This is a genomic window from Maridesulfovibrio sp. (genome assembly GCF_963677005.1).
In the GTDB taxonomy this organism is placed as follows: Bacteria; Desulfobacterota; Desulfovibrionia; order Desulfovibrionales; family Desulfovibrionaceae; genus Maridesulfovibrio.
Genome location: NZ_OY781616.1, coordinates 3,296,866 through 3,322,034 on the forward strand (window position 1 = coordinate 3,296,866; position 25,169 = coordinate 3,322,034).

A 25,169-nucleotide genomic window follows, 5' to 3' on the forward strand; every position below is an offset into this window, starting at 1 on the left:
GAACAATTCAATTCACTCATTTGGAGACAGATAAAATGGAAGCTCCCCAGAGAAATTTGGCTCTTGACCTTGTAAGGGTCACCGAGGCTGCAGCGCTGGCTTCTGCCAGGTGGCTTGGCCGTGGTGACAAGAACGCAGGCGACCAGGCGGCTGTGGATGCCATGCGTCTCAGTTTTAACAGTCTGGCCATCAGCGGCACTGTTGTGATCGGCGAAGGTGAGAAGGATCACGCCCCGATGCTTTACAACGGTGAAAAACTGGGCGTGGGCGAAGGACCCGGGATGGATGTTGCCGTGGACCCCGTTGAGGGAACCAACCTCCTTGCCTATGGCCGCCCGAATGCCATTTCTGTTGTGGGTGTCGCTCCCACGGGTACGATGCTTGATCCCGGCGCGAGCTATTATATGCGCAAACTGGTTGTGCCGACTGCTGCGAGAAACATGGTTGATATCAATGCCCCGGTCAAGGACAACCTTAAGAAGATAGCCCAAGCGCTGAACAAGGATGTGGACGATCTGGTGGTTTTTGTGCTTGAGAAACCGAGACACCACGGGCTGATTCAGGAAATACGGGATGCCGGAGCCAGAATTCAGCTTCATACCGACGGTGACGTGGCCGGTGCGCTGATGGTTGTTGATCCCCGCTGTCCGGTAGACGTCATGATGGGGACAGGCGGTACACCGGAAGGCGTGCTTGCGGCCTGTGCAATCCGCATCATGGGCGGAGAGATGTTCGCTAAGTTCGACCCCCAGTCCGAAGCTGAAAAAAGTGCTCTGGAAGAACAGGGTTACGATCTGCGCAACATCATGACCGTGAACGATCTGGTAAAAAGTGATGATATTTTCTTTTCCGCTACCGGTATTTCCGGAGGAACTTTCCTGCGCGGTGTCCGTTATCTCGGATACGGAGCGGAAACCACCTCTCTGGTCATGCGCGGAAAAACAGGGACCGTGCGCCTGATCGAAGCCGTGCATACCTGGGATAAACTCATGAAGATAAGCGCAGTAAAGTACGATTAATCACTGGTTTTTCATTTTTTTGGGATAAGATGAGACCTTGCTCCCGGATGCTTTCCGGCTGCAAGGTCTTTATTTGCTCAATTCTCAGGCTTATCCAGTTTTTCGGATATGATTTCAGCGTCTTCGGGCCGGGCCGTTTTTTCAAGCTCCTTTGCTTCCCCGTGGCATGTTATTCCATCGGGTCGCATCTGCACGTATCCTGCTGAAATTACATTGGTGTATGGTATCTGCTCCCTGAATTCCAGATAACCTATGCGGTTGGGAAAGATTATGGGCAGCGGATCGCCGGAGAAGTCTTCAAACATGATGTATTTCATGGTCGGTCCTTTTCGATTCCGGCTGATCGCCGGGATTCATTGGTTTATGAGGTTGCCGTTGGCCGAAAAGGCTGTACAGCCCTGCCGACTGTTGCCCGGAAGCCTGTTCCAGATTATAGCCTTATATATCCGAGATCAAGAACTGTAGAACAGAATATCCGGGGTAGCAAATGGCTAAAAATAATGAAGTACACGATCAGCTGGACAATAACGATCTGGCCCGGATGAGGACGCTGCTGGCCAACGAGAGGACTTTTCTGGCCTGGTGCAGGACCTCGCTGGGGCTGATCGGCTTCGGCTTTCTGATTGAAAAGGCCGGAATATACATGCGCAAATTTGTCCCTGAGACTCCGCAGGACGTGCTTAATGAAATGACTTTTCTAAGCATTTTCACGTTGGTGTCCGGGGTGGTCATTCTTATCAGTGCTGCTGTCCGATTCATTCGTTTTGAGAGAAGTGTCGGGGCCAGAATCAAGTGGACCACTCCCTATCCGGAAATGCTTGTAACAATTGCGGTCGGGCTTATCCTTTTGATAAGCACCCTGGCCGGGAAGATGTTTTTCAAATAATATTGCAGTTGCTTATTTATAGCCGAATACAGTTATTGGTCCAGCTCCGCATAACTTTGGGTTAGAGTGATAATTTTTAGACATAAGTTTTAAACTATTAAGGATTCCAAAGGAGATTATCTCCTTTGGCCGCCGGCGGCGAAATCAGGTTGTCAAAAGCGCAAAGCGCATCAAATTAAGTCGTTTGAAAGCCTTTTGGCGGAGTAAGGGAAATATCCACGTAACAAAATGAAAGACAATTACAAAAAGATAGCCTTGTGGCAGACCGCGTTTCTCGGTGATGCGGTGCTTACCCTGCCGTTCATAAAAGCTCTTTCGCAGCGTTTTCCCGATGCGGAAATCCATTTTTTCGTGCGTAAGGGAGTGGAGCCTTTGTTCAGGTTTCAGCCCGAGCTTTCCGGCGTGTACGGTTTCGATAAGCGCGGCGCGGGCAGGAGTATGAAGTCCGCTTACCGTTTCGGTGCGGAAATCGGCCGACAGGGATTTGATCTCTGGATTTCGGCACACACGAGTATCCGTTCGGCGCTGGTTGCCGTTGCCGGAGGAATAACGGATCGCATCGGCTACAGCGCTCCGTGGTACAACCGTTTTGCATACACGCAGACTGTGGATCGGAGTTTTGAGGAACTGGAGGAAGTTGACCGGCTCATGGCTCTGGGAGAGCCTCTGGGAATCAGCGGATCTGCGCCCGAAACTGATCTTGGATTGGATGAAGCGGCATTGGAAGAGGCCGGCAACTTTTTCCGCAGCTTCAGCGGGCGCCCTGTTCTCGGTGTTCATCCCGGCTCTACCTGGGAAACAAAGAAATGGCCGGGACAGAATTTCGCGCTGACCATAGCCAGAGCGGTGGAGAACGGATATGCGGTCGTTCTTTTCGGCGGACCGGATGAAGTCGCTCTTGCCGATGAAATTGCCCGTCAGTCAGGCTGTGGAGACCGGATTGTCAATCTTGCAGGCAGGCTTAACCTGCAGCAGCTCGCCGCGCATATACGCATGCTTGACCTTTACCTGACCAACGATTCCGGTCCGATGCACATCGCCTGGGTTCAGGGGGTTCCGGTTCTGGCATTGTTCGGCCCCACGGTGAAGAGGTTCGGTTTTTTCCCGCGCGGGGAGAATTCCACTGTCCTTGAGGCTCCGGGGCATCTGGAGTGCAGACCGTGCGGACTGCACGGGGGAAGAACCTGCCCGGAAAAACACCACAGATGCATGACGGACATAAGCGTTGAGACTGTCTGGTCTGAAATTTTGCGAAAAACAGGAGCGGTCGGTTGATGCAAGTATTGAGAAGATTTTTCCCGGTCGTTTTGCTGACGGTTCTCTGCATCTGTTCCGGGTGCAAGATCAAGGGCATGGGCGGCGCAGCACCTGCGCCGGTGGTCCCTGTTCCGGTTGAGGTAAAGACTTCTTCCGCGCCGGTAACCGAAGAAAAGAAGAATGTAATTGTCTGTACCGCAGACTTGATGCGTGCTGCGGAATATTTTCGTTATCTGCACAGGGAATACGAGGGGGTCGCATCGATAATAATCCGCACTCCTTCTTCCAACGGAACAGCGGAATCCGATTCGCGGACATCCGCTGCCATAATGGAAAGCCTCGGGAAGCTGAACAAAGACGGTTCGCTGATGTCCGTTCTTATTCTCGGCAACAGCACGGATGTTCCGCGCGCAGTCTTTTTCACCGGCAACGGAACCGTCAGGCATGTTTCGGATTATGCCTATGGCGGAGTTTCTTCGGCACCGGAAAACGTTTTGCCGGTGGGAAGGATTCCTGCCCGTAGTGCGGAGGAAGCCGAAGCCGTGGCAGCCAAGTTCGAGCGCTGGTACAAGGACCGTGCGTTCAGACCTGCGTGGCCCGTTTCATTTGTAGGGGGCAACGGATTCGGCTCAAAGGGGCTTTCCGATCCGGAACTGCTTTTTTTCAATCTGCAGCAGGAAGGAATGGCCGGGCCTGAGGCGATCCGTTATCTGGGATCAGCCGGAGGCTGCGAGCCGGAACGGCTTCGCCAGAGTCTGGCTGAAGATGATGTTTCCGTGCAGTGGCTGGCTGTTGATGCGGAACAGGACGGATTCCGCGCCGGTAACGGGTCCATGGCGGTCTCCGAAATTATGGGGCTGGATTACAAACCCGGTCTTCCGGTTGTGCTGATTCCTTCCGGCGGTCCGGATCTTTCCATTTTCACAGGACTTTCTCCGGCACAGGCCATAGTGCTTTCTCCCGGAGCCGGGCTTGCGGCAATGACCGGCAGCAGTGATGCTTCCGGTATAAACGTGGAACTTGATGAGGGAAGGGTGACGCGGGTTGATTCCAGCGGCACAGCCCGCCTGCTCATGGAATTCCATAAGGCTTATTTCGGGGGCAGACACCGCATCGGCGAGGCTCTGTCCGAAGCCAGAGCGCAGTTTGTGGAAAATGCCGGAAAAGACGCAGATTCTTCCCCCATGATCAATCTTCTGTTTTACGGAGACCCGGTAATGTCCCTGCCTTTGCCGGTTCGGACCGAGTCCCCGGCCTACACCGGGCTTTCCCCTGTCACCAAACCGGCAACCAAGAACGGAGTAGCTGTTTTCCCGGTAAATGCGACCATCTCTTTCGCCATGGAAGAGGGAGGAGTGTATCCGGCAGTAAAATTGCATGTGATTGACCGGAGCACAGGTAAGACCGTTAGTGCCATGAAAGTGGGCGAGGACGATATCTTCAATTTTTCGGCGGACGGGGAGGGGAGTTATCTCATCTATTCGAGACCGCTGGACGGCCCGCTGGCCTGGCAGTTTTTTGATGTGCGCAGGAATCCTTCAAAAAAAGGTGCGGTTGCTGAAAAGTCCGGGGTGAAAGGCAGAAAAGACCCCAGGATCACCGCAGGGCTCAAGCCGGTGCTTTATACTGTGCAGGTCAGTTCAAACCGCAGGCAGGAATCTGCGGACAAACTGATCAGCCGTCTGAACGGACAGGGATATGACGCTTATGTGGTGGAAGTGGCCGAAGCAGGACGCAGGAAGTGGTATTGTGTGCGTTTCGGTCGGTTTGATTCCTGGTCTGCAGCAGTGGAAGCTTCCGCTGCATATGAACGTAAAGAACAGGCGGATGCAAAGATTGTACGTTGCAACGGGGGAAGCTAGCCCTTTTGTTTAGGATTATAATTGTTTTTTATAAACATGCCTGCATATCAATATCTTCTTTTCCTACAAAGGTGGATTTGTGAGCGGAATAAACAAAAAAATGATTATACTGGTTGTCGGACTAGGCGGGTTTGCCCTGCTGGGGACAGCTCTTTTTTATGTTGCTGGTTTCGGCGGACCGCCCAAACCCGTGCTTGCCGCAGGATTCAGCTTTTACAAAAGTATTCCGGCAAAGGATTTGAAGCTGAGCGACAATGAGGTGCGTAAGCTGAACAGGACTCTTTTCAAGAATCGTGAGATTATAAAAGAGACGATCCTGACAATTACCGGGGCTGCAGGTGGAAGCAGCAAGGGGCGCTCTGAGAGTAAAGCCGACTATGAGTTGTCCATGAAGATCGTGGGCAAAAGCGGTATGGTCTTTACACACGATCCTTCGGCCTGCCCGCGCAGCATGCTTGTGGGAGAAATTGTCCGTTATCTGGACCGGGGCGCAGGTGTGCTTGCCGGATATTCAAGCGAGCCAGTCCTGCGGAACAGGGATGTTACGATAGTAGATATGTAAGGTTCGGTTATGATTTTTTAAAAGCTCCCCCGGAGGTTTTTCCGGGGGAGCTTTTTTTATTTGAAGAAGGATTTTATGACCTCGACGACCCTGTGGGCATCGTCTTCATCCATGTGCGGCCCCATGGGCAGGGAAAGCACCTCGCGGTGGATCGCCTCGCTTATGGGCAGGGACATATCGGCCATTCCCTTGTAGGCGTTCTGCTTATGAGGCGGAATGGGGTAGTGAATGGCTGCCTCTATCTTGTGGTCTGCAAGATGTTTTATGAGTCCCTCGCGGTCCTGACAGCGGACAACGAAGAGATGCCATACGGACTGGATATGCGCCGGAACTTCCGGGAGAATCAGCGGGGTATCGGCCAGTCCTTCCAGATAGATGCCGGCAATGGTCTTGCGGGTCCAGTTCCAGTTATCAAGCCTGTCCAGCTTCACGCGCAGGAAAGCGGCCTGAATTTCATCCAGACGGCTGTTGAAGCCGAGAGATTCATGCACATACTTCTGCGAGGAACCGTAATTGGCGATTCTGCGTACCTTTTCGGCAATTTCATCATCCATGGTGGTTACGGCTCCGCCGTCACCGAAAGCGCCGAGGTTCTTACCGGGGTAGAAACTGAAGGCCGCTGCGTGTCCCAGTGTCCCGGACATGCGCCCCTTGTATACTGCTCCGTGGGCCTGCGCCGCATCCGTGAGCACGAAGAGGGAATGCTTTTCGGCAAACTCCATTATGGGGTCCATATCTGCCGGCTGCCCGTAAAGATGCACGGGAATAATCGCCTTGGTGTTCGGGGTCAGGGCCGCTTCCAGTTTTGCCGGGTCCAGAGTGTAGGTGGATTCAACCGGCTCCACGGGGATTATGTCTGCGCCGGTGCGGGTTACTGCCAGCCATGTGGCGATAAATGTGTTGGACGGTACGATGACCTCGTCGCCGTGCCCTACTCCAATGGCCCGCAGCACCAGTTCCAGCGCATCAAGACCGCAACCGCAGCCGATGCAGTGCTTTGCTCCCGTGTAAAGGGCGAATTCCTTTTCGAACGCTTTTACTTCATCGCCGAGGATAAACCATCCGGACTCAAGTACGCGTTTTGCCGCAGCGTCCATTTTGGGAGCGAGTGCCTGATAGGTCCAGCCGACATCAAGAAATCTGATCTGTTTCATTTTCATTAACCGCCTTTATGAAATCTTCATAGGTGTAGTAGTAGTCAGTCGGATCGTAAAATTCCGAAGCAAGCACCAGACACACGGAACCGGAAGAAAAGTTCTCCAGTTCCCTCCAGGTCATGGTCGGTATGTAAAGTCCGTAGTATGACCTGTTCAATGAGAATTTGGTTCTGTTTTTTCCATCGTCAAGAACCACGTCGAAACTTCCGGACGCGGCTATGATATACTGTCTGAGGTTTTTGTGGGCATGTCCCCCTCTGGTTTCACCGCCGGGAACGTCATACAGATAATACACTCTTTTGATATCAAAAGGAATATGGCGGCTGTTTTCGATAAAAGTGAGGTTGCCGCGGTTGTCGTGTATTTTAGGCAGCTCAATGAGGTGCGGTTTGTCTTCGTTCTTCATTTCCTGTCCTTGTTCTCCAGTTCAACCAGCCGGATGTATTTTTGAAAAGTGTAGAAAAACCCGTGTATTGCAACGATGAACCCGGCCCTTCCGTCAAGGAAGCCTGCTTTGAGTATATACTGTTTGCAAAATTTGCCAATACCGTGGCCTATGGCCGCCCCCAGTGAGCCGCGCCTTCCCCGGGAATACAGGTCCTCGGCGGCATCCTGTGTGTATTCGTTTATCTTGTCCATGTGCTGGAAGAAATTCTCATAGGGATAGTGGATGATGTCTCCGTCAAGGATGCCCGCTTTGCCCACAGGCCGGAGTTCCTCGTGGGGCCGCACCCCGCCTATGGTTATCCTGCCATGGCGGAACACCCGGTAAAGCCGGTCCGGATACCAGCCGCTGTGCATGATGAACCGGTCCAGATACCACGAACGGCGGGCACAGTAGTACCCGTCCGGCTGCTCATCCGTGCTTTCAAGCATTGACCCGATGCTCTCACTCAGTTCCGGGGAAAGAATTTCATCCTGGTCGATGGTTACAACCCAGTCCGTTGTTATCTGAGTTTGCGCGAATTTGTGCTGCTCAATGGCTCCTTGCCAGTCGTTATGAACGACACGGGCATTGTGCTTGCGGGCAATTTCCAGCGTCCCGTCTGTGGAACCGGAATCGACGATTAGCAGTTCGGAACAGAATGAAAGGCTCTGCAATGCTTCGTCAAGAAGCCTTGCGCCGTTGTATGTGAGAATCAGTCCGGTTATGGATTTCATATAAATTGTTCAGTTAGTGGTTTGGGGCCGCTCATCCGTGAATTTTTAAGTTCAGGAATTGGTTTTTGTGCCAGAGTAGGTGAACGCTTTTTTGTCCATTGTCCAATAGCTGCCCCGGTCTATCCCGAAAGACTTGCCGCAGGGGCAGTAAACCTTGCCGTCCCGTTCCTGCGCGTTCCATATTTTTTTTATGCGGCTTTTGTGGCAGCGGTGAACTTCACCCTGACCGATCTTGTAGTATTTCCAGAGCTTGCGTCTGCAGGCCGCGCATTTCAATATCAGCATATTTCACGGATAGGTTTCTGTTCAGGGGCCAGGTGATTCGGTCCTGATTATTTCACCAGGGTCACGAGGTCGTAATCCGTAACGTTGTCCACTTCAGCATCGACCATCATTCCGGGGCGGAGTTCCGGGCCGTCTTCCGGTGCGCTGACGTAGGTTATGCCGTCCACTTCCGGTGCCTGGAACCAGGTTCGCCCGTTGAAAAGACCTTCCCATTCCCCATTAGGTTCCTCAATAAGAACCCTGACGGTCTTGCCGACCATATCGTCAAGGATTTCCCGGCTGATTTCGGCCTGAACCGCCATAAGCCTTTCCCGGCGTTCTTCGCGCAGTTCTTCGGGCAGTTGTTCCATTTCCCCGGCCGGGGTGCCGTCTTCCGCCTGATAGGCGAAGACTCCCAGATGATGGAAGCGGGTTTCCCGGACAAAATCAACCAGTGTTTCAAACTGTTCTTCAGTTTCGCCGGGGTAGCCCACGATGATGGTGGTCCGCAGAACGGCATCCGGTATGTACTTGCGGACCCGGTCTATTACCTTGCGGGGGTCGCGGGCGAAAGGGCGGCCCATGGAACTGAGAACATCGGGATGGGCATGCTGAATGGGGATGTCGAAATAGGGCAGCAGCGGTTTACCGGCGCCGGCCATAAAGGAAAGCATGGAATCGGTCAGTCCGGCCGGGTAGAGGTACATCAGCCGCAGCCATTCCAGCCCTTCAATAGGGAGCAGCTTTTCAATCAGGGTGCGCAGGTTTGTATCGGGGTCGGCGAGGTCCGAACCGTAGGCCGTGGAATCCTGTCCGACGACAACCAGCTCCGGAACTCCTCTGCTCACGATATGTTTTGCTTCCTCCACCAGTTCCGGCAGAGCACGGCTTCTGTGCGGTCCGCGGATGGAAGGTATGGTGCAGAACCGGCAGGAGTGTGAACATCCTTCACTGATTTTGAGATATGCGTATGCCGGGGCCGTGCTTACTGCCCGATGTTTTCCGGCGGTAAAGTCGCGCTTAAGCGCAGCTCTGACCTTATTCGGCCAGCTGTCGAGTTCGTGTGTGGAAAGCCAGAGGTCCACTTCCGGGATCTGTTCGGAAAGAGCGCCGTAACGGCTGACCAGACAGCCTGTTACCGCCAGTACCGGTCTATTTTTCAAGTCGGATATTGCGTCCGCGGTTTCGAGAATTGTGTCTATGGATTCTTCCGTGGCCGGAGCAATGAAACCGCAGGTGTTTATGAGTACGAGATCCGAATCGGCCGGATCGCTGGCGGCTGTGAGATTGTCACCGAATGTTCCCAGCATTATTTCCGTATCTACTCTATTTTTCGGGCATCCCAGGCTTATGGTGAAAACTCTTATTTTGTTTCCCGTCATTTTATGGTTCCGTTAAAGGGTTATGTCCCGGACAACTGGAGCCGTTCCGGGTGCTACGGCCAATGGATACCGTATTCATGCGACAGTGCAAAGCGGTAAATTCCCACATTGGGCATTGTTTTATCACCTTAAAATAGTTTATTCTGGGGTCGCTTTAAGGGTTAGGTTCGTTTTGGAGTGAAAATGCAGAATAATTTGAACTTGGAAAATAAAACAGACTGTATCGGTATCGTTGGACATTCGTTTGCCCTGTCTTCCATTTCCGTGCTTTTGAACGAGAGCAACAGGGAAGAGGCCGGGTTTGATCTGATGGGCGGAGTGCTTCTTGACGAGGGGGGGGAACCCCTTGAATCGGGTTTTGAATTCCCCCTCTACCGCAATGTTGAGGAGATGCTTGCCTCGCATCCGGAGATTTCCATGGTTTTTGAACTTTCCGGCGAGCCCGGACTGGTTCTTGACCTAAGGAAATCTCTGCCTGCCGGTGTGGCGCTGGTTGAACTGCCTGCCGCCCGTTTTTTTCTTCGGCTTCTTGCGACGGATCGTTTGTGGATCGCCTGCAAGGCCGATCTTATGCAAACGCAGGTTATTTTCAAATCCGTGGTTGATCAGATGTCCGAGGATATCATCCTGATCGGGCCGGACGGCATGATTCTGGAATGCAACAGGCATTTCTGCACGAGGACCGGGGAAAGCCAGGAACTGCTGCGCGGAAGGAATCCGCTCGATTTTTATGAAGGTCTGGTTTCGCTCTGTCCCATAAAGGATGGTGTTATTGATCTGCAGTCCATGTCCGGCGGACGCCGGAACGAACTCATGAAGCGGGAGACGGATGAGGAAGGGCGGATGCAGTATTTCCGTCTCTACATCTATCCTATTGCTGAAGAGGGAACCGAGCGCATTATCCAACTGGTGGTCATCCGCAGGGACATAACCGAAAGAACGCTTATGGAGCAGCGGTTGCAGCAGTCCGAGCGCATGGCCATGGTCGGAGAACTCTCTGCCTATATCGCTCACGAGATTCGAAATCCTCTTATGGCCATGGGCGGCTTCGCCAAGGTGCTGCTCAAGAACGAAAGCATTGACGAGAAAGGCCGGGAGAAGATCCGTATAATCTACGAGGAAGCACAAAGGCTGGACACCCTGCTGAAAAGCATTCTCGGATTTGTGCGTTCCAAGGACGTGGAAAAGGACCGTATTGATGTAAACACGGTGGCGGATGATGCAATGCAGCTGCTATCCCTAGGCTGCCGGTTGCAGGGTATTCATGTGGAGCTTGATCTTGATCCCGGAGCCCCTATGGGAGTAGGCGGGGCCGAGCAGATACGGCAATGCCTGATAAATCTGGTCAAGAACTCCATGGAAGCCATGCCGGACGGCGGCAGAATCATGATTTCTAGCGGTGTAAGTGACAAGTATGTATGGCTTGAAGTCCGGGACGACGGGCCCGGCATTGCGGACGATATCCGTTCCCAGGTTTTTGATCCGTTCTATTCCAGCAAGGTCAACGGCAACGGTTTGGGATTGTCCATGGTTAAGAAGATCATGGAGGAATTCGGCGGCGATGTGGAACTGGCCAGCAAGCCGGGCAAGGGAACAAGCGTGGCTCTGCTGCTGCCGCGGGCCGATTCGGTTGCCTAAACAGCGTCTACAGCGTATTACTCTCCCATTAATTTTATGCCACCTATGGAAGTGGGCGTGTTAGCGCCCACATATTTTATATTTGTACGGGAGAAAGAATTGAAAACAGTAGTTCTTGCCACAAGAAACAAGGGCAAAATCGCCGAGTTCGACGAACTCCTCAAGGAATTCGGGCTTGAAGTCAAAGGATTGGACGAGTTCCCGGAAATCGGTGACATTCCTGAACCCGGAGAAACATTTCTGGAAAATGCCATAATCAAGGCTCAGACAGTGGCCAACCTTACCGGTTTTGTTGCCGTGGCGGATGATTCCGGTCTGGAAGTGGACGCCCTTGACGGTGCTCCCGGAGTCTATTCCGCCCGCTACAGCGGCGAAGGTGCAACCCCGGCAAAAAACAACATCAAGCTTCTGGCCGCCCTCGAAGGGGTTGATGAAAAGGATCGCGGAGCCCGTTTTGTATGCGTCATGGTTGCCGCCACTCCGGATAACATCCGTATACAAAGTCGGGGAGAGTGGGAAGGCCGTATAGCTTTTTCCCTTTCAGGAGATGAAGGGTTCGGTTACGACCCTCTTTTCTTTGATCCGGAACTCGGATGCGTTGCCGCTGAAATGACCCGTGAAACAAAGAATTCCCGTTCCCATCGCGGAAAGGCTCTGCGTTCTCTAATGCAGCAGTGGCCTGATTTCCTCAAGAAAATCGGCGGATAAATTTCAAAAGACCGCAGGAAAAGCAACCAGGAGATTTAATAATGTGTGGAATTATCGGATACGCCGGGCATCGCCCTGCAGTGCCTCTCATAGTAGAAGGATTGAGAAGGCTTGAGTACCGCGGTTATGATTCGGCGGGTGTAGCGACTGTGCAGAACAAGGCCATTGAACTTGTCCGCGCAGAAGGAAAGCTTGCCGCCCTTGAGGAAAAACTGGCTCAGAAAAACGTGACCAACTCCACTTTCGGCATCGGTCATACCCGTTGGGCCACGCACGGTATTCCTGTTGAGCGTAACGCCCATCCGCATCTGGATATGGATAAGAAGCTTGCCATGATCCATAACGGGATTATCGAGAACTATCAGGAGATCAAGGCCGAACTGAGCGCTAAAGGATACGAATTCCGGTCCGATACCGATTCCGAAGTGCTGGTCAACCTGATAGCAGAAGGGCTCAAGCATAACGATACCCTGCTGGAATCCATTTCCTGGGCATTGAATCAGGTTGAAGGCGCTTACGCCATTGCCCTCGTTTCCGTTGACGATCCAGGAACCGTTTATGCCGCCCGCGTGTCCAGCCCCATGGTCATGGGCATCGGTGTCGGCGAGAATTTCGTGGCTTCCGATATCCCGGCATTTCTTCCCTACACACGCGAAGTCGTGTTTATCGAGGACGGGGAACTGGTCCGGATCACTTCCTCAAGCTGGGAAGTATTCAGGAGTGACACCCTTGAGCCGCTTGAAAAGGAAACCAAGGTTATCAACTGGGATGTTCAGGCCGCGCAGAAGGGCGGTTACAAGCATTTCATGATAAAGGAGATTTTCGAGCAGCCCAAAGTTATTTCCGACTGCCTCGCAGGCCGGATCGACCAGTCCGGTAATGAGGTGGTTCTGTCTGAACTTGAAGAACTGACTCCGCCGGAACGCCTCCATATTATTGCCTGCGGAACATCATATCACGCCGGGCTGTGGGGCAAATATCTCATTGAACAGTGGGCCAAAATCCCTGTCGAGGTGGAGATTGCCTCGGAATTCCGCTATCGCGACCCCATTCTGCCCAAAGGCGGGGTGGCGCTTGCAATCAGCCAGTCCGGGGAAACAGCCGATACTCTGGCCGGGATCAAGCTGGTCAAGGCCAAGGGACTGCCGATTATCGGGCTTTGCAATGTTGTCGGTTCCAGCGTTGCCCGAGAGTCCGATTACGTTGTCTATACTCAGGCCGGTCCTGAAATAAGTGTGGCTTCCACCAAGGCCATGTGCAGCCAGATTACCGCTTTGCTGCTCCTCGCGCTCTACTGGGGCAAAAAGAAGGGAACCCTTGATCCGGAAATTTGTGCGCGGGTGGCTGCGGACCTGCGCAATATTCCATCCATACTTGAGGCCGAACTTCCGGCCATGCGCAGCAAGGCCCAGCAGTTGAGCCGCGAGTTTTCCGAGGCCGCAAGTTTCTTTTTCCTCGGTCGCGGGATGTATTTCCCGCTGGCGCTTGAAGGGGCTCTTAAGCTTAAGGAAATCTCATACATCCATGCGGAAGGTTATGCTTCCGGCGAGATGAAGCACGGTCCCATAGCTCTGATTGATCCGAAGTTTCCGACCTTTGCCATGGCTCTTAACGACGAGCTTTTTCCAAAGGTGAAATCGAACCTTGTAGAGGTCCAGGCCCGTGGCGGCGAAATCATAGCTCTGACCAACCCCGGAGTGGAACTGGATGTGGAACACCGCTGGGTCCTGCCCGAAGTATGGGGGCCTTTAAACACATTCATGGCCCTGCCCGCCCTGCAGCTTTTCGCTTACGAAACAGCCGATTACCTTGGCAAGGATGTAGACCAGCCCAGAAACCTGGCAAAAAGCGTCACGGTCGAATAGGGGGCGTGTCGGGAATTTGTAGGTGTGGGAGAACAATAAAGTTGTATACTGGAGCCGCTTCTGTTAGACTTGAAATAGGTCTAAAAACAGGAGCGGTTTTTTATGGCTAGAAGAAGTAACGGCTTAACAGAGGCAAAGATCAAAAGGTGGATCAAAGAAGGACGTGGGAAAGGCCATGGGCCTGACTATAAGCCTTGGCTCTGAAGCGTCACCAATTAACTAGACACTCTTGTTTTCACTGATGAACTTTTTTTCAAATTTAACCGGAACTGTAAGCCCGTCAGCATACACATTTCCGCACAGAAAAAGAATCCACATAAACACGCAATACAAACTACAGATGATTCATAGTTTTACTCCGTCTGGCTCGCTGCAACAGGTTTCTGCGGAATCCTGTAACAGTGTTTATCCAAAAACATATGATATAATGTTCAGCGTGTATATCCTTCAGGAAATTACCGCGACGGCCCCAAATTCCTTAAAAAACTTCACCGACCATGCACCTCGCGCTTCCTCCGCCGATTCTTTCAATGGTTTCAATATCAACGGGAAGCAATTTACAAAATTTTGAAAGTTCTTTCTTTTGCCCATCCGTAAAATTATTAAACGCCGTCCGTGACATCAAAAGAACCTTTCCGCCGGATTTCGAGTTCAGCTCCATAATGTTGCCGCACATGTGATACATCTGCTCCAAACTGATGGGAATAATCTTCTTCCCCCGCTTTTCCAAAGCCTCTACCAACGCCTTTCGCTCTTTTTCATTTTTAACCGATTCAAGACAAACAACAGCGAACTCCTTGCCCACACTCATAACCACATTGGTATGGTATACGTCCTTGCCGTTCTTATCCACGCTGTGAAACCTTACCGAATCATAGCCCATGGCTTCATCAAACTGATCCAGCACCTTTCCCGAGGTCCTTGGGGAAAGCACGGCAAAGGCCACTCCATTGACCCGGTCAAGGACCAGGCTTCCGGTTCCTTCCAGGAATTCGTTTTTTTCCTCCCAAGGCGTCAGATCAATCACTTTGGTTATTTCATAACCCGCGGTCTTGAGATTTTTTTCAAGAAGCTCCGGCCGCCTTTCTGCCCTGCGGTTTGGTGCCAGCATGGGATACAAAACCAGAACCCGTTCCCCGTTACTCATTTCATGAGTCGAGAACCAATTATTGGGAAACACCGCATCAGGCGTTTTAACATCTTTCCGGCTGGGTAAAACAATAACGCTTACCCCGGCCATGCGAAGTTTTTCCGCCATGTTGTTCGACTCCTCCAATGCCTGATTTCGAGCTTTCAAGGCGTTGTCGTCCTTGTTTTGAAATGCATTGCTTTCCGCGGTCTGGGCGTTAAAGCCGAAATCGTCCGGAGAAACCATAAGCACGGTATCGGTATTTTGTTCCCGCTCAACGGTTTCAAGACCCTTTGCCTGTGCTTGGCAAACAAACCCAAACAGTAATAAAAAAGCCAAACAATATGTTGATAATTTAAAGGAAATGCGTTTCATTTTCCCCTCGGATTTTGAAGTTACAAGCTAGATCTCCCTGGCTGCTTCATCAGTCGAGCCAAGGGTTGCACTCCTGAATAATTTAGTGAGCTTCCAGACTCTCCGGCGGACCTCTCCACAACGTAGGCGCAATTTTTTGTCCTCTTCCAAGCTTCACCGTCCTGTTAACACGCCAACTCATCAGCGACAAGATACTGCGTCTACAATCCTCTTCGCTCCTCATCAAAAGCGCAAATTATTTTTTCGTGTCTCCCATTGCCCAGTTGAATCAACTGGAGCGTGTTCTATCTTTGGAGCGTCTACCTGGCACAGCGCCAGAGCGGATTGACTGGTTCGCCAGACGGATGCTCTCCTTAGGCTCCATTCTTGTGCCCTGCTTCTGGCTCTATTGGAGCGCTCTGAACAGCGAGCTCGCGGTCCACGGCAAATTCATCCGCCATTATATGCTCTGCCCTCCCAATTCCTCGGCTCCTGTTTTCTCCTCGCCCTTTGCCGCAAGCTGGAACAGCGGCAGATTGCCCTTTTTAAAGGGGCCGAAACGATTTATAATTTCTTAATAGAATTCATAAAAAATGATTTATCCTTGAGTCGACTGAAAATTGAGATTACAGAAAAAAGAACTCCCAACAGAACGTTTCATACAGGGAACATGCGGGTCCCGTCTCTAAATAAAGCCCCATTATCCCGGAGAAATAAAATGGCTTTCAGCACCACAGGCATCAATAGAAGAGATTGTATTCGTGCGCTTTTGGCAGGCACGGTGGTACTGACAATGCCGGGTCTGGTCGGCAGGGTCTTTGCCGAAAATGACTCTCCGCGCGTGACTCCGAAGTTAATTCAGGAAGCAGCACAAAGGCTTCAGGGCCATGTTCAACGAACTCCCTTGGTGGCAGGGGGCATGCTCTCCAAACGAACCGGGACGGATTTATATCTCAAACTTGAAAATATGCAGTATACCGGTGCATTCAAGGAGCGCGGAGCTTATAACAAGATGGTGACACTCAGCCGGGCAGAGCGGGAACACGGGGTAATCGCGGCCAGTTCGGGGAATCATGCCCAGGCCGTGGCTTACCATGCCAAATTGCTCGGAATCCCCTCGGTAATCGTCATGCCTGAAGTAACGCCGCACACCAAGATTCGCCGCACACGCAGCCTGGGCGGAGATGTAATCCTCCATGGGAAGGAATTCGACGACTCTCTGGCGTTTGCATTGCAGAAGGCCGAAAAAGACGGTCTGACCTTCATTCACCCGTTTAACGATCCCTTGGTCATTGCCGGACAGGGAACAGTGGGACTGGAGATTATGCAGGATCAGCCCGAGACGGAAATTCTGCTTGTACCTGTAGGCGGAGGCGGATTGATTGCCGGGTGCGCAACTGCGGCCAAGAATTTCAATCCCAAACTGAAAGTCTACGGGGTTGAAGCGGATAATTATGCGGCTATGCATCAGATGATGCACCATGAACCGGTCAGGACCGGCGGCGAGACGTTGGCCGAAGGCATTGCCGTGCATACTCCGGGCAAGCTGCCCTGGTCCATTGACGAGCGTCTTTTGGAGGATGTGCTTGTGGTGGACGAAGAGCACATTGCCCATGCCATCACCCGCATATGGAGCGAGCAGAAACTGGTGGCAGAAGGAGCCGGGGCCGTAGGTGTGGCCGCACTCCTGCAACATGGCGGCATGTTTTCCGGTAAGAAGGTAGCAACGCCCATCACAGGTGGTAACATCGACGCCCGTCTTTTTGCCGTTCTTCTGGAACGCGACATGTTTCATCAGGGACAGTTGGCGCAGATTCGTGTGGTTTCCCATAACGGACACGGAGACATTTACCCGGAGATTGCAAAGGTGATCGCGCAAAACCGTGCCGAGGTGGTCAATCTTGAGTACGATCCCATTTTCCACGCGGCTTCGCCCATGTCCACAGCGTATGAACTGATCATCGAAACCAGGGACAACAAGCATGTGGAGTCCGTGGTAAAGAAACTTAACGCGGCAGGTTTTGAAGCGAAGCGCATGCAATAAACAGATGTTGGACTTCCTTTTTGATTGAACAACCGAATGGTTGCATATTTTTTTTTAGGGCTCGATTTCATCAGCAGAACACTCAAAATCGGAAAAGTAACAAGGTGCCCGGATGTGCTTAAGGCACTTAGAAACCGCTCCGTTTCGCATGAAGGAACTTTTCATGTCGCCGAATACAGACTTTTCTATGCATAAAACAGATATCACCCTTTCGAAAGCAACCTTAAAAAAAATAAAAGATCTTTTCCCGCACACCAATGCCCGTTTGATCATGGTTGCGGCATGGGCGGCTCTGATTGCCAGGTATTCAGGGCAGGAAGAGTTGGATTGGCTGGAATACAACGCCTCCCTCAGTATTTCGGGCAGGCGGTCAATATCCATCTCGCAAGAGACCGGATTTAAGGATTTGTTGAACCTCCTTTCCGAAACACCCGGATTTCGCGATTCAGAAACGGAAGCAGGCACCGTTCCCATCAACGGGAAATCGCTTCGAATCGCGGTTGCAGACAACGTGGACGTTTTTTCGGACGACGAATCCCTTCTTTTTATTCAAAAACCGGAATCGCACGAACCGCCTTTTATCGCAGCAAATGCGGATCTTCTCAGTTTGATTTTTTTGAAACAAATGGCTGCTCATTTCTCAATGCTGCTTGAACACTGTCTTGAAAATCCGAAACAAAGTCTGTTCGCATTTCCATTGCTCACGGAACAGGAAAGGCAGGATGCACTGATAAATTGGAATGTAGCGGAGCAGTTCGATTGCACCGGGCGCACCCTGCACGGACTGTTCGCGGAGCAGGCCGCCGCGTTTCCCGAACGGGTTGCCGTCAGTTGTCAAGGCCGGGAATTGACATATCAGGAGCTGGATGAACGTTCCAACAAAGTAGCCCACGCCATTCGCGCACTCTATGAACTCACCACCGGCGAAAAAATGCGGCCTGATGAGTTGATCGGGCTTTCAACCGACCGCAGCTCGGACATGATCATCGGTATTCTCGCCGTGCTGAAGGCTGGAGGAGCCTACGTACCCTTGGACCCCCGATATCCCGAAGACCGCCTAAAATTCATGGCGGAGGACGCCTGCTGCAGGATCATCCTGACCCAACAGCGCCACCTGGAAAATCTGCTCTACATGGTGGAGGGGGACTACGGCATAATCTCTCTGGACACTGGTTGGGAGCATCTGTCCTCCTACCCGGCGACCAGGCCCGATCCCATCTCCACGGATACGAATCTGGCCTATGTCATCTATACCTCAGGGTCTACGGGAAAACCCAAAGGGGTCATGCTTGAACACGGTTGCGCTGTCCGCCTTTTCGACACAACAGAAAACCTGTTCAACTTCAATGAAAAGGATGTCTGGACCTGCTTTCATTCATATGCATTCGATTTTTCCGTCTGGGAAATATGGGGGGCGCTTCTGCACGGCGCACGCCTCGTGCTTGTTCCGTACAACACCTCACGCGAACCGGATCGCTTCCATGAGCTGGTTCGCAGGGAACGCGTCACGGTCATGAGCCAGACTCCTTCCTCGTTTTATCAATTTTCCGAGGCGGACAAACATGCGGAGCACTCCTGCACGACCCTGCGCTATGTGATTTTCGGCGGTGAGGCCCTGAACATCGCTAGACTTGAATCATGGTGGCTGCGCCATCCATGGGATGCGCCCCGACTGATCAACATGTACGGCATCACCGAAACCACCGTACATGCCACATTCCATGAAGTCGCCCCTGATGATCTCAAGAGGAAAAGCGCGCTCTCCCCCATCGGAGACAAGTTGTCCGATCTTTCTTTTTATGTCCTGGACAGCAGGCTGCAGCCGACGCCCCCGGGAATTCCCGGTGAGCTGTATATCGGAGGGGCCGGTGTTGCGCGCGGATATTTTCAAAGAGACGACCTGAATCGTGAACGATTCAGCGACTCCCCTTTTGCCAGGGAGATCGGCCCGGGGGCCCACTCACGATTGTACAAAAGCGGTGACCTTGTGGTGCGACGGCTGGACGGAACCCTCGACTATCTGGGACGAGCTGATTTTCAGGTCAAAATCAGAGGCTTTCGGATAGAAACCGGAGAAATAGAAACCGTACTGGAAAAGCATGCCGGCATCCGTGAAAGTGTGGTGCTGGCTTATGGAGAAGGGGAAGAAAAAAAACTGGCCGCCTACTATATCACCGGCGACGGCAACCCCATCGCCACACGCGTTCTGTGGGAACATCTCGCATGCACCTTGCCGGTATATATGATCCCCTCACGCTTTATCCACATGCATGAATTCAAGCTGTCCCCCACGGGCAAGACCGATCGCAAGGCTCTTCCCGCGCCGGACACTGTTCCGGATCAACAGGACCGCGATGATATGGTGGTGCCGAAAACAGGAACCGAACGACGGCTGGCACGAATATGGTCCGATCTGTTGAACTATACGTCTGTGGGGGCCCGCGACAATTTCTTCATGCTCGGGGGCGACTCTCTGCTTGGCGCCCGCATGGTCATGCTGTGCAGGCAGGCGTTTTCCCGGGATCTATCCATCAAGGATGTATTTGAACACCCGGTACTTGAAGAACTGGCCCGATGCATTGAAACCCGCGCTGCTGTGCAATATGAAGAATTTCGACATGATCCACTCCCCGGAACATGTCCGCAAACCCAAGTGACAACGGTCCCGGCATCCCCGGCGCAACGCTCCATGTACTACACCTATCATGCCGAACCGCCTGCGACATATAATGTCCCGTTTCTGGCGCGGTTTGACGGTCCTCTGAATCATGCTTTCCTGGAAGAGGCGCTCAACCGGCTGCTGGAACGGCATGAAAGCCTGAGGACCACCTTCCTATTTGAACACGGCGAATTGTTTCAACGGATCAACACACATCAACCGTATTCACTCCCTCTTGAAAAGGTGGTTGAAAACGATATTTCTGCAACATGCAGCCGTTGGGCAAAACAGGTTTTCGACCTTGAAGAATATCCGCTTTTTGATATTCGATTGATTGAAAGCGATAATGGGAAAAGTGCTGTTTATTTTAATATCCACCACATCGTCTTTGACGGCAATTCCTATGATGTCCTGCTCAAGGAGCTTGGACGCAGCTATGCCGCCGTATCCGCAGGCAGACCTCCTCTGCCGGTGCCGCACATGCAGTACCGCCACTATGCCCATGCCATGCGGGAGTCCATGCAAAGCGCGCAGTCACAAAAAAATCTTCAAAAACTTGCCGAGCATTTCAAGGACATGGATTCTGAAATTCATTGGCCGCACTCAGTTCTGAAGAAAAGCCGCTCCGAGGAGAACCTGATCCGCCGTCAACTCGACCACGACACAATTCGCACCCTCTCCAGCCTCGCCAGGGAGAGAAACGCGACTCTCTTCGCCCTGTTGCTGGCGCTGTACCAATCATCCATATTTGCCTTGAGCGGGCAGGACGACCTGACCGTCGGGGTTCCGGTTTCATCGCGCCCCTTATTTCCGCACGCGGACGACCTGATCGGATTTCTGGTGGTGACCGCTCCGTTTCGCACCCGGTTTACGGACACGACAACCTTGAACAGCCTGCTGGACAATAACCAGCGCGATTCGCTGGCCATGCTCGACCGGCAGGAAGTTCCGCTGGATGCCCTTGCGGAAATGCTGGACAAACGAAATCGGCAGGGCGGCAACCCCATGTTCCGGGCCTTGTTCGCGATGGAAAATTCCATGTCCATGAACGGCTCGTGGCAGGGACAGAATTACGAGTTGGAGCAGCTTTTCAATGGGAGCGCCAAATTCGATACTCTGCTGTTCTGTTTTAACAGGCAGGAACAGGGACTTGAGATCATTCTTGAATACAATCAGGAAAAACCGGGACGGCATACGGCAGAAGTCCTTGTGGATATTTTTGTGCATGGAGCAAAAAAACTGGCCGAACAGGCAGGAGCAGGCGCGGATATGAAGCTGCGCAACATGCTGTCCGGCCTGCTGCCGACTGACCTGACGGAGATAAAGGCCAACCGAAGCGGGGCAGAGTACCCGGCAGTTTCACTCGGCAGGCTTTTTAAAGATTGCGTAAAAAAATATCCTGATCGTCCGGCCCTTGTCTGTGATGGGAAAGTCCTCGATTATGCGGAACTTGATGTGCTCTCCGATCAGACGGCATACGGCCTGCTTTCAAAAGCGGGGCCCCCGCAGGGGACGGGAGACTGCATCGGAATCCATCTCAGGCGCGGTCCTGAGATGGTCCCGGCCATGCTGGGGATTCTCAAAGCGGGCTACGCCTACCTCCCCCTGGACCCGGACATGCCTGCCGAACGTCTGTCCCGCATATACAGCCACGCTCGACCTGCTTTGGTGATTTGCAAAGATGCGAACAATATTCAAGGTATTCCTGATCGCGTTCTCATGCGATTCGACAGCCTCGCGAACTCTTCGCCCGTAAACCTGAAAGAAATTTCCCCCGATGCTCCGGCTTACATCCTCTACACATCGGGCACCACGGGAATGCCCAAAGGTGTGGTGGTAAGCCACCGATCGGCGGTAAACAGAGTCTGCTGGATGCAGCGAGAGTACGGACTGACGACCGGGGAAAAATATTTATTCAAAACCCCCTGTCATTTCGATGTCTCGGTGGGCGAAATATTCTGGCCTTTGACCTGCGGAGCAACCTTGATTGTCTCCGGTCCGGACTGCCACCGGGACCCGGCCTGCATACTGGGTATGCTTGAGTCGGAACGAATCAACAACGTTCACTTCGTGCCGGCCATGCTGTCTGTTTTTCTCGACTACCTTGACAGCGGCGATAAAATCGAACTGCCGCATCTGAAACGCATTTTTTGCAGCGGCGAAGGGTTACCCCAGACTCTGGTCAACCGCTGCAAACGCAAACTTAACGTTGAAATCCACAATCTGTACGGTCCCACAGAAACAGGGGAAAGCAGCGCACAACCGTGCCCGGAAAAAGAACCCGGACAAGGACCGGATATTGTGCCCATCGGATGCCCGATCAGCAATACCCGCTACTACCTGCTCAACCCGGCCGGAATGCCTGTTCCGAACGGGCTGTGCGGAGAGTTGCACATTGCCGGAGATTGCCTGGCCGACGGCTACCTGCGCGAACCGGAAAGAACGGACGAGCGGTTTGTCTCTTCGGAGTTGGTTCAGGAAAAAAGGCTTTACCGTACCGGTGATATCGTTGCCTGGGGGCAGGATAATTTACTGGAATACCATGGACGCACAGACCACCAGATCAAGATAAGAGGATTCAGGGTCGAACTCGGCGAAATCGAATCGGCGATCATGCGTCTGGAAGGAGTTCGTTTTGCTGCGGCGCGCTATTTTAAACAAAGCCCGCAGGGACCGTGCATTATCGCGGACTACGCAGGGGATGCATCCTCTCCTGATCCGGAAGAAATCCAAACGGCCCTTAAAAAAGTACTCCCGAGCTATATGGTCCCGGCGAGAATTTTCAAGCGCGATCAACTCCCGGTCACCCCGAGCGGAAAAGTGGACCGCAAGTCTCTCCCGGAACCGGAATTCGGCCAGCCGACCGGAATATCCTCCCCCGAATCAACGAAACAAATAGAACTTGATCAGACGGAACAGGATTTGGCGGTACTTTGGGCGCGGTTGCTCGGGCAAGCACCCGATCAATTCACCCCGGACAGTGATTTTTTCCAGTGCGGAGGACATTCGCTCCTGCTCATGCAGATGATTGTGGAGTTGCGCAAAGAAAAGGGGCATGAAATAAACTTGCCGATCTTTTTGCAGAAACCGACGTTGGGATACCTTGCAGAATTGTGCAAAGACGATGAACACGGAGCACAAAAGGATTCGTCCATTGATCAGGCATACAGTGACTCACGCCTGGCCATAGATTGGAAATCCGGTCCGTCACTGCCCGTTGATGCCGATAAAAAGGCGGTGTTACTGACAGGTGCGGCCGGATTTGTGGGGACCCACATTCTGGAGAACCTGCTCTGCAATAAAAAACAGCCGGTCGTGGCCCTGATCCGACCAAGAGACGGCCTTGATCCGGCACAAACACTGGAAAGAGCCCTGAACGCCCGAAGCATTACCCTTGAGCCGGAAGCTCGCGGACTGTTGCAGGTTTATAACATGGATCTGTCCGCTCCCGGTCTTGCGTTGGAAGACCGGGCTCTGGACTTTGTTGCGAACACCGTCGGACATATCCTGCACTGCGGTGCCATGGTCAATCATCTGTATGGCTATGCCCAGCATCGACAGGCCAATGTACTCGGGACGCTGGAGCTCATCCGACTTGCGGTGAAGACGGGTATACGACGGTTCGATTTCATCTCCACCACGGGAGCCGTTGCTGCGGGGGATCAGCCTGACCCGAACTGGTCGGGCTATCTGTTGAGCAAATGGACCGGTGAACGGCTGACGGAACGCATGCGCACCCACGGCTTCGATGCACGCATCCTGCGGGTCGGATATGTGACCGGCCACTCCCGGAGCGGACTGGTTGACCACAGCCGGAACCATCTTTCCCTGCTCATCCGGGCCAGCGTTGAAACCGGAGTAGCTCCTGACTGGGAGCGGCAACTTGAAATTACCCCGGTGGATTTTCTGGCATCTGAAATCACCCGGTTGATCAACATGTCTCAGGCTGCAAACGGAAACTGGAACTTGAGCGGAGTTCTGCGTCTAACCTGGCAGGAATTGATGAGCCTCATCGAGAACAACGGATATCCGGTCAAAATTATCAGCCATCAGGAGTGGGATGCCGAGTATCTGGAAAAAGCCCCGGAAGGCTCTGCGCTGTATATGCTCAAGGGGTTGTACACCAGGGAAACTCCGTGCTTCCCGGATCCTCTGGAGAACAACTTCCTGAAACTTCACCCGACTCCGCATACTCAGGAAGATACGAATCTTGCGCAACTGTTCAGGAGGTATATGAACTACTACCTTGAATCTGGATTCATTAAAAAAAAATGAATACTTGCCTTGACCGGATGAGCGAAACGGCTCTTGAGTCCGGGTGCGACCTGTCGGCATTATTTCAACCGGATGAAGGGGTGGATGTTATTGTAGTGCGTTTGCCCGAGGATCGGCACCGCCTGCTCAGGCTGGGACATCTCCTGTCCTCTCAAGAGATGTCCCGAGCTGGAAAATACCGGTTCGCCCGGCATCGAGAAGAATATACAGCGCGCAGGGTCCTGCTTCGTCTCTGGCTTGCGGGAGAACTGGCCGAGCCTCCTGAAAAAATCCGCATTGGATGTACTTCGTACGGGAAACCGTTTTCAGTTCAACAAAAAAGCAATCCGTCTCTGGCCGACTTTAATATGTCGCACAGTTCCGACAGCATTGCTTTGGCCACCCATCGCACGGGAAGGATCGGGATTGATATTGAATACGAACGAACACTACCGGACATTACCACCATGCTTGAAACCATCTGTACCCCGGAAGAATTGCACTTTTTAAAGCCGCTTTCACCCTCAGCAATGAAGTATGCCTTTTATCAACTCTGGACGGCCAAGGAAGCCTATCTCAAAGCCATCGGCTCCGGGTTGTCGCAAAACCCCAATTCCGTGAATCTGCAATGGAATATTCACGGGGACACCCCTCGAATTGAGAAAAACTTTCTTCCGGGCTGGCGCTTCACTTCCGGCTTTTCTTCCGGGCTTCATATGTGCGTGTGTTGGGAAAACGACCATATGCAGAAAATATAAACTACCGATGATATATCTGACTATTTAACCACATCCTTCAGGACGGGATCATCTTTAAATACTTCATGCACATTTCCGGAGTCACGATCTGAGGCTTCAACAGCAGGGCCGGTACAACCTTCACACCATTATTGTAGCTTGTAGTGTCGGTTATTTCGGTACTTTTCCCTCGGCTGAGTGCGTCCACCATGGAAACCGTAGCACGGACCA

Annotated in this window: 18 protein-coding genes; 11 read left to right on the forward strand and 7 right to left on the reverse strand. The window is 52.5% G+C overall.

The genetic code is table 11. The features are described from left to right. Positions 1 to 35: 35 nt before the first annotated feature. The gene (gene glpX, locus ACKU4E_RS14625; RefSeq protein ID WP_320171820.1) at positions 36 to 1,019 is read left to right on the forward strand and encodes a class II fructose-bisphosphatase; all 984 of its coding nucleotides are present in this window, start codon (positions 36 to 38) and stop codon (positions 1,017 to 1,019) included. 77 nt (positions 1,020 to 1,096) lie between these two features. Here the strand turns inward: glpX and ACKU4E_RS14630 are convergent, their stop codons facing one another. Beyond that, the gene (locus ACKU4E_RS14630; RefSeq protein ID WP_320171821.1) at positions 1,097 to 1,336 is read right to left on the reverse strand and encodes a hypothetical protein; all 240 of its coding nucleotides are present in this window, start codon (positions 1,334 to 1,336) and stop codon (positions 1,097 to 1,099) included. 170 nt (positions 1,337 to 1,506) lie between these two features. Between ACKU4E_RS14630 and ACKU4E_RS14635 the strand changes: the two genes are divergently transcribed. The 4 genes from ACKU4E_RS14635 (at position 1,507) to ACKU4E_RS14650 (ending at position 5,586) form a co-directional block, all read left to right on the forward strand. Next, entirely contained in the window at positions 1,507 to 1,905 is a 399-nt protein-coding gene (locus ACKU4E_RS14635; protein ID WP_320171822.1) for a DUF202 domain-containing protein, read from the forward strand. A gap of 228 nt (positions 1,906 to 2,133) precedes the next feature. Then, entirely contained in the window at positions 2,134 to 3,180 is a 1,047-nt protein-coding gene (waaF, locus tag ACKU4E_RS14640) for a lipopolysaccharide heptosyltransferase II (protein ID WP_320171823.1), read from the forward strand. Next, positions 3,180 to 5,024: a C25 family cysteine peptidase gene (locus ACKU4E_RS14645; protein ID WP_320171824.1), complete on the forward strand. Its 1,845-nt coding sequence runs from the start codon at positions 3,180 to 3,182 to the stop codon at positions 5,022 to 5,024. The genes waaF and ACKU4E_RS14645 overlap by 1 nt, the downstream gene beginning before the upstream one ends. 79 nt (positions 5,025 to 5,103) lie before the next feature. Then, positions 5,104 to 5,586: a hypothetical protein gene (locus ACKU4E_RS14650; RefSeq protein WP_320171825.1), complete on the forward strand. Its 483-nt coding sequence runs from the start codon at positions 5,104 to 5,106 to the stop codon at positions 5,584 to 5,586. 56 nt (positions 5,587 to 5,642) lie between these two features. On the opposite strand, the gene ACKU4E_RS14655 is transcribed toward ACKU4E_RS14650, so the two are convergent. The 5 genes from ACKU4E_RS14655 to rimO are packed head-to-tail and all read right to left on the reverse strand — an operon-like array spanning position 5,643 to position 9,550. Then, positions 5,643 to 6,740, reverse strand: a complete 1,098-nt coding sequence (locus tag ACKU4E_RS14655; protein WP_320171826.1) for a DegT/DnrJ/EryC1/StrS family aminotransferase — start codon at positions 6,738 to 6,740, stop codon at positions 5,643 to 5,645. Next, entirely contained in the window at positions 6,718 to 7,149 is a 432-nt protein-coding gene (locus ACKU4E_RS14660; RefSeq protein WP_320171827.1) for an FdtA/QdtA family cupin domain-containing protein, read from the reverse strand. The genes ACKU4E_RS14655 and ACKU4E_RS14660 overlap by 23 nt, the downstream gene beginning before the upstream one ends. Next, complete coding sequence (locus ACKU4E_RS14665) at positions 7,146 to 7,904, reverse strand: glycosyltransferase family 2 protein (protein WP_320171828.1); 759 nt, start codon at positions 7,902 to 7,904, stop codon at positions 7,146 to 7,148. Before ACKU4E_RS14665 ends, ACKU4E_RS14660 begins: the two co-directional genes overlap by 4 nt. 51 nt (positions 7,905 to 7,955) lie before the next feature. Then, positions 7,956 to 8,189, reverse strand: a complete 234-nt coding sequence (locus ACKU4E_RS14670) for a hypothetical protein (protein WP_320171829.1) — start codon at positions 8,187 to 8,189, stop codon at positions 7,956 to 7,958. A gap of 47 nt (positions 8,190 to 8,236) precedes the next feature. Next, positions 8,237 to 9,550 (reverse strand): 30S ribosomal protein S12 methylthiotransferase RimO, encoded by a 1,314-nt coding sequence (gene rimO, locus ACKU4E_RS14675; protein WP_320171830.1) that lies wholly within the window; start codon positions 9,548 to 9,550, stop codon positions 8,237 to 8,239. A gap of 183 nt (positions 9,551 to 9,733) precedes the next feature. Between rimO and ACKU4E_RS14680 the strand changes: the two genes are divergently transcribed. The 3 genes from ACKU4E_RS14680 (at position 9,734) to glmS (ending at position 13,761) form a co-directional block, all read left to right on the forward strand. Then, positions 9,734 to 11,188 (forward strand): ATP-binding protein, encoded by a 1,455-nt coding sequence (locus tag ACKU4E_RS14680; protein WP_320171831.1) that lies wholly within the window; start codon positions 9,734 to 9,736, stop codon positions 11,186 to 11,188. A 99-nt stretch (positions 11,189 to 11,287) separates the two neighbouring features. Next, positions 11,288 to 11,896, forward strand: a complete 609-nt coding sequence (locus tag ACKU4E_RS14685; RefSeq protein WP_320171832.1) for an XTP/dITP diphosphatase — start codon at positions 11,288 to 11,290, stop codon at positions 11,894 to 11,896. 41 nt (positions 11,897 to 11,937) lie between these two features. Further along, the gene (glmS, locus tag ACKU4E_RS14690) at positions 11,938 to 13,761 is read left to right on the forward strand and encodes a glutamine--fructose-6-phosphate transaminase (isomerizing) (RefSeq protein ID WP_320171833.1); all 1,824 of its coding nucleotides are present in this window, start codon (positions 11,938 to 11,940) and stop codon (positions 13,759 to 13,761) included. Positions 13,762 to 14,239: 478 nt separating this feature from the next. On the opposite strand, the gene ctlX is transcribed toward glmS, so the two are convergent. Then, positions 14,240 to 15,265, reverse strand: coding sequence for a citrulline utilization hydrolase CtlX (gene ctlX, locus ACKU4E_RS14695; RefSeq protein ID WP_320171834.1), 1,026 nt, complete (start codon positions 15,263 to 15,265; stop codon positions 14,240 to 14,242). Positions 15,266 to 15,962: 697 nt separating this feature from the next. Here ctlX and ACKU4E_RS14700 point away from each other — a divergent pair. The 3 genes from ACKU4E_RS14700 (at position 15,963) to ACKU4E_RS14710 (ending at position 24,959) form a co-directional block, all read left to right on the forward strand. Beyond that, positions 15,963 to 17,288 carry a threonine ammonia-lyase gene (locus ACKU4E_RS14700; protein ID WP_320171835.1) on the forward strand — a complete coding sequence of 442 codons (1,326 nt, stop codon included), beginning with the start codon at positions 15,963 to 15,965 and terminating at the stop codon, positions 17,286 to 17,288. Between the two features lie 187 nt (positions 17,289 to 17,475). Beyond that, positions 17,476 to 24,222, forward strand: a complete 6,747-nt coding sequence (locus ACKU4E_RS14705; RefSeq protein ID WP_320171836.1) for a non-ribosomal peptide synthetase — start codon at positions 17,476 to 17,478, stop codon at positions 24,220 to 24,222. Then, entirely contained in the window at positions 24,219 to 24,959 is a 741-nt protein-coding gene (locus tag ACKU4E_RS14710) for a 4'-phosphopantetheinyl transferase superfamily protein (protein WP_320171837.1), read from the forward strand. Before ACKU4E_RS14705 ends, ACKU4E_RS14710 begins: the two co-directional genes overlap by 4 nt. Positions 24,960 to 25,169 lie beyond the last annotated feature (210 nt).

Excerpts from the sequence above, each read along its gene's own strand:
- glpX (WP_320171820.1), top strand. The coding sequence starts at position 36 with ATGGAAGCTCCCCAGAGAAATTTGGCTCTTGACCTTGTAAGGGTCACC.
- ACKU4E_RS14630 (WP_320171821.1), bottom strand. The coding sequence starts at position 1,336 with ATGAAATACATCATGTTTGAAGACTTCTCCGGCGATCCGCTGCCCATA.
- ACKU4E_RS14635 (WP_320171822.1), top strand. The coding sequence starts at position 1,507 with ATGGCTAAAAATAATGAAGTACACGATCAGCTGGACAATAACGATCTG.
- waaF (WP_320171823.1), top strand. The coding sequence starts at position 2,134 with ATGAAAGACAATTACAAAAAGATAGCCTTGTGGCAGACCGCGTTTCTC.
- ACKU4E_RS14645 (WP_320171824.1), top strand. The coding sequence starts at position 3,180 with ATGCAAGTATTGAGAAGATTTTTCCCGGTCGTTTTGCTGACGGTTCTC.
- ACKU4E_RS14655 (WP_320171826.1), bottom strand. The coding sequence starts at position 6,740 with ATGAAACAGATCAGATTTCTTGATGTCGGCTGGACCTATCAGGCACTC.
- ACKU4E_RS14660 (WP_320171827.1), bottom strand. The coding sequence starts at position 7,149 with ATGAAGAACGAAGACAAACCGCACCTCATTGAGCTGCCTAAAATACAC.
- ACKU4E_RS14665 (WP_320171828.1), bottom strand. The coding sequence starts at position 7,904 with ATGAAATCCATAACCGGACTGATTCTCACATACAACGGCGCAAGGCTT.
- ACKU4E_RS14670 (WP_320171829.1), bottom strand. The coding sequence starts at position 8,189 with ATGCTGATATTGAAATGCGCGGCCTGCAGACGCAAGCTCTGGAAATAC.
- rimO (WP_320171830.1), bottom strand. The coding sequence starts at position 9,550 with ATGACGGGAAACAAAATAAGAGTTTTCACCATAAGCCTGGGATGCCCG.
- ACKU4E_RS14680 (WP_320171831.1), top strand. The coding sequence starts at position 9,734 with ATGCAGAATAATTTGAACTTGGAAAATAAAACAGACTGTATCGGTATC.
- glmS (WP_320171833.1), top strand. The coding sequence starts at position 11,938 with ATGTGTGGAATTATCGGATACGCCGGGCATCGCCCTGCAGTGCCTCTC.
- ctlX (WP_320171834.1), bottom strand. The coding sequence starts at position 15,265 with ATGAAACGCATTTCCTTTAAATTATCAACATATTGTTTGGCTTTTTTA.
- ACKU4E_RS14700 (WP_320171835.1), top strand. The coding sequence starts at position 15,963 with ATGGCTTTCAGCACCACAGGCATCAATAGAAGAGATTGTATTCGTGCG.
- ACKU4E_RS14705 (WP_320171836.1), top strand. The coding sequence starts at position 17,476 with ATGCATAAAACAGATATCACCCTTTCGAAAGCAACCTTAAAAAAAATA.
- ACKU4E_RS14710 (WP_320171837.1), top strand. The coding sequence starts at position 24,219 with ATGAATACTTGCCTTGACCGGATGAGCGAAACGGCTCTTGAGTCCGGG.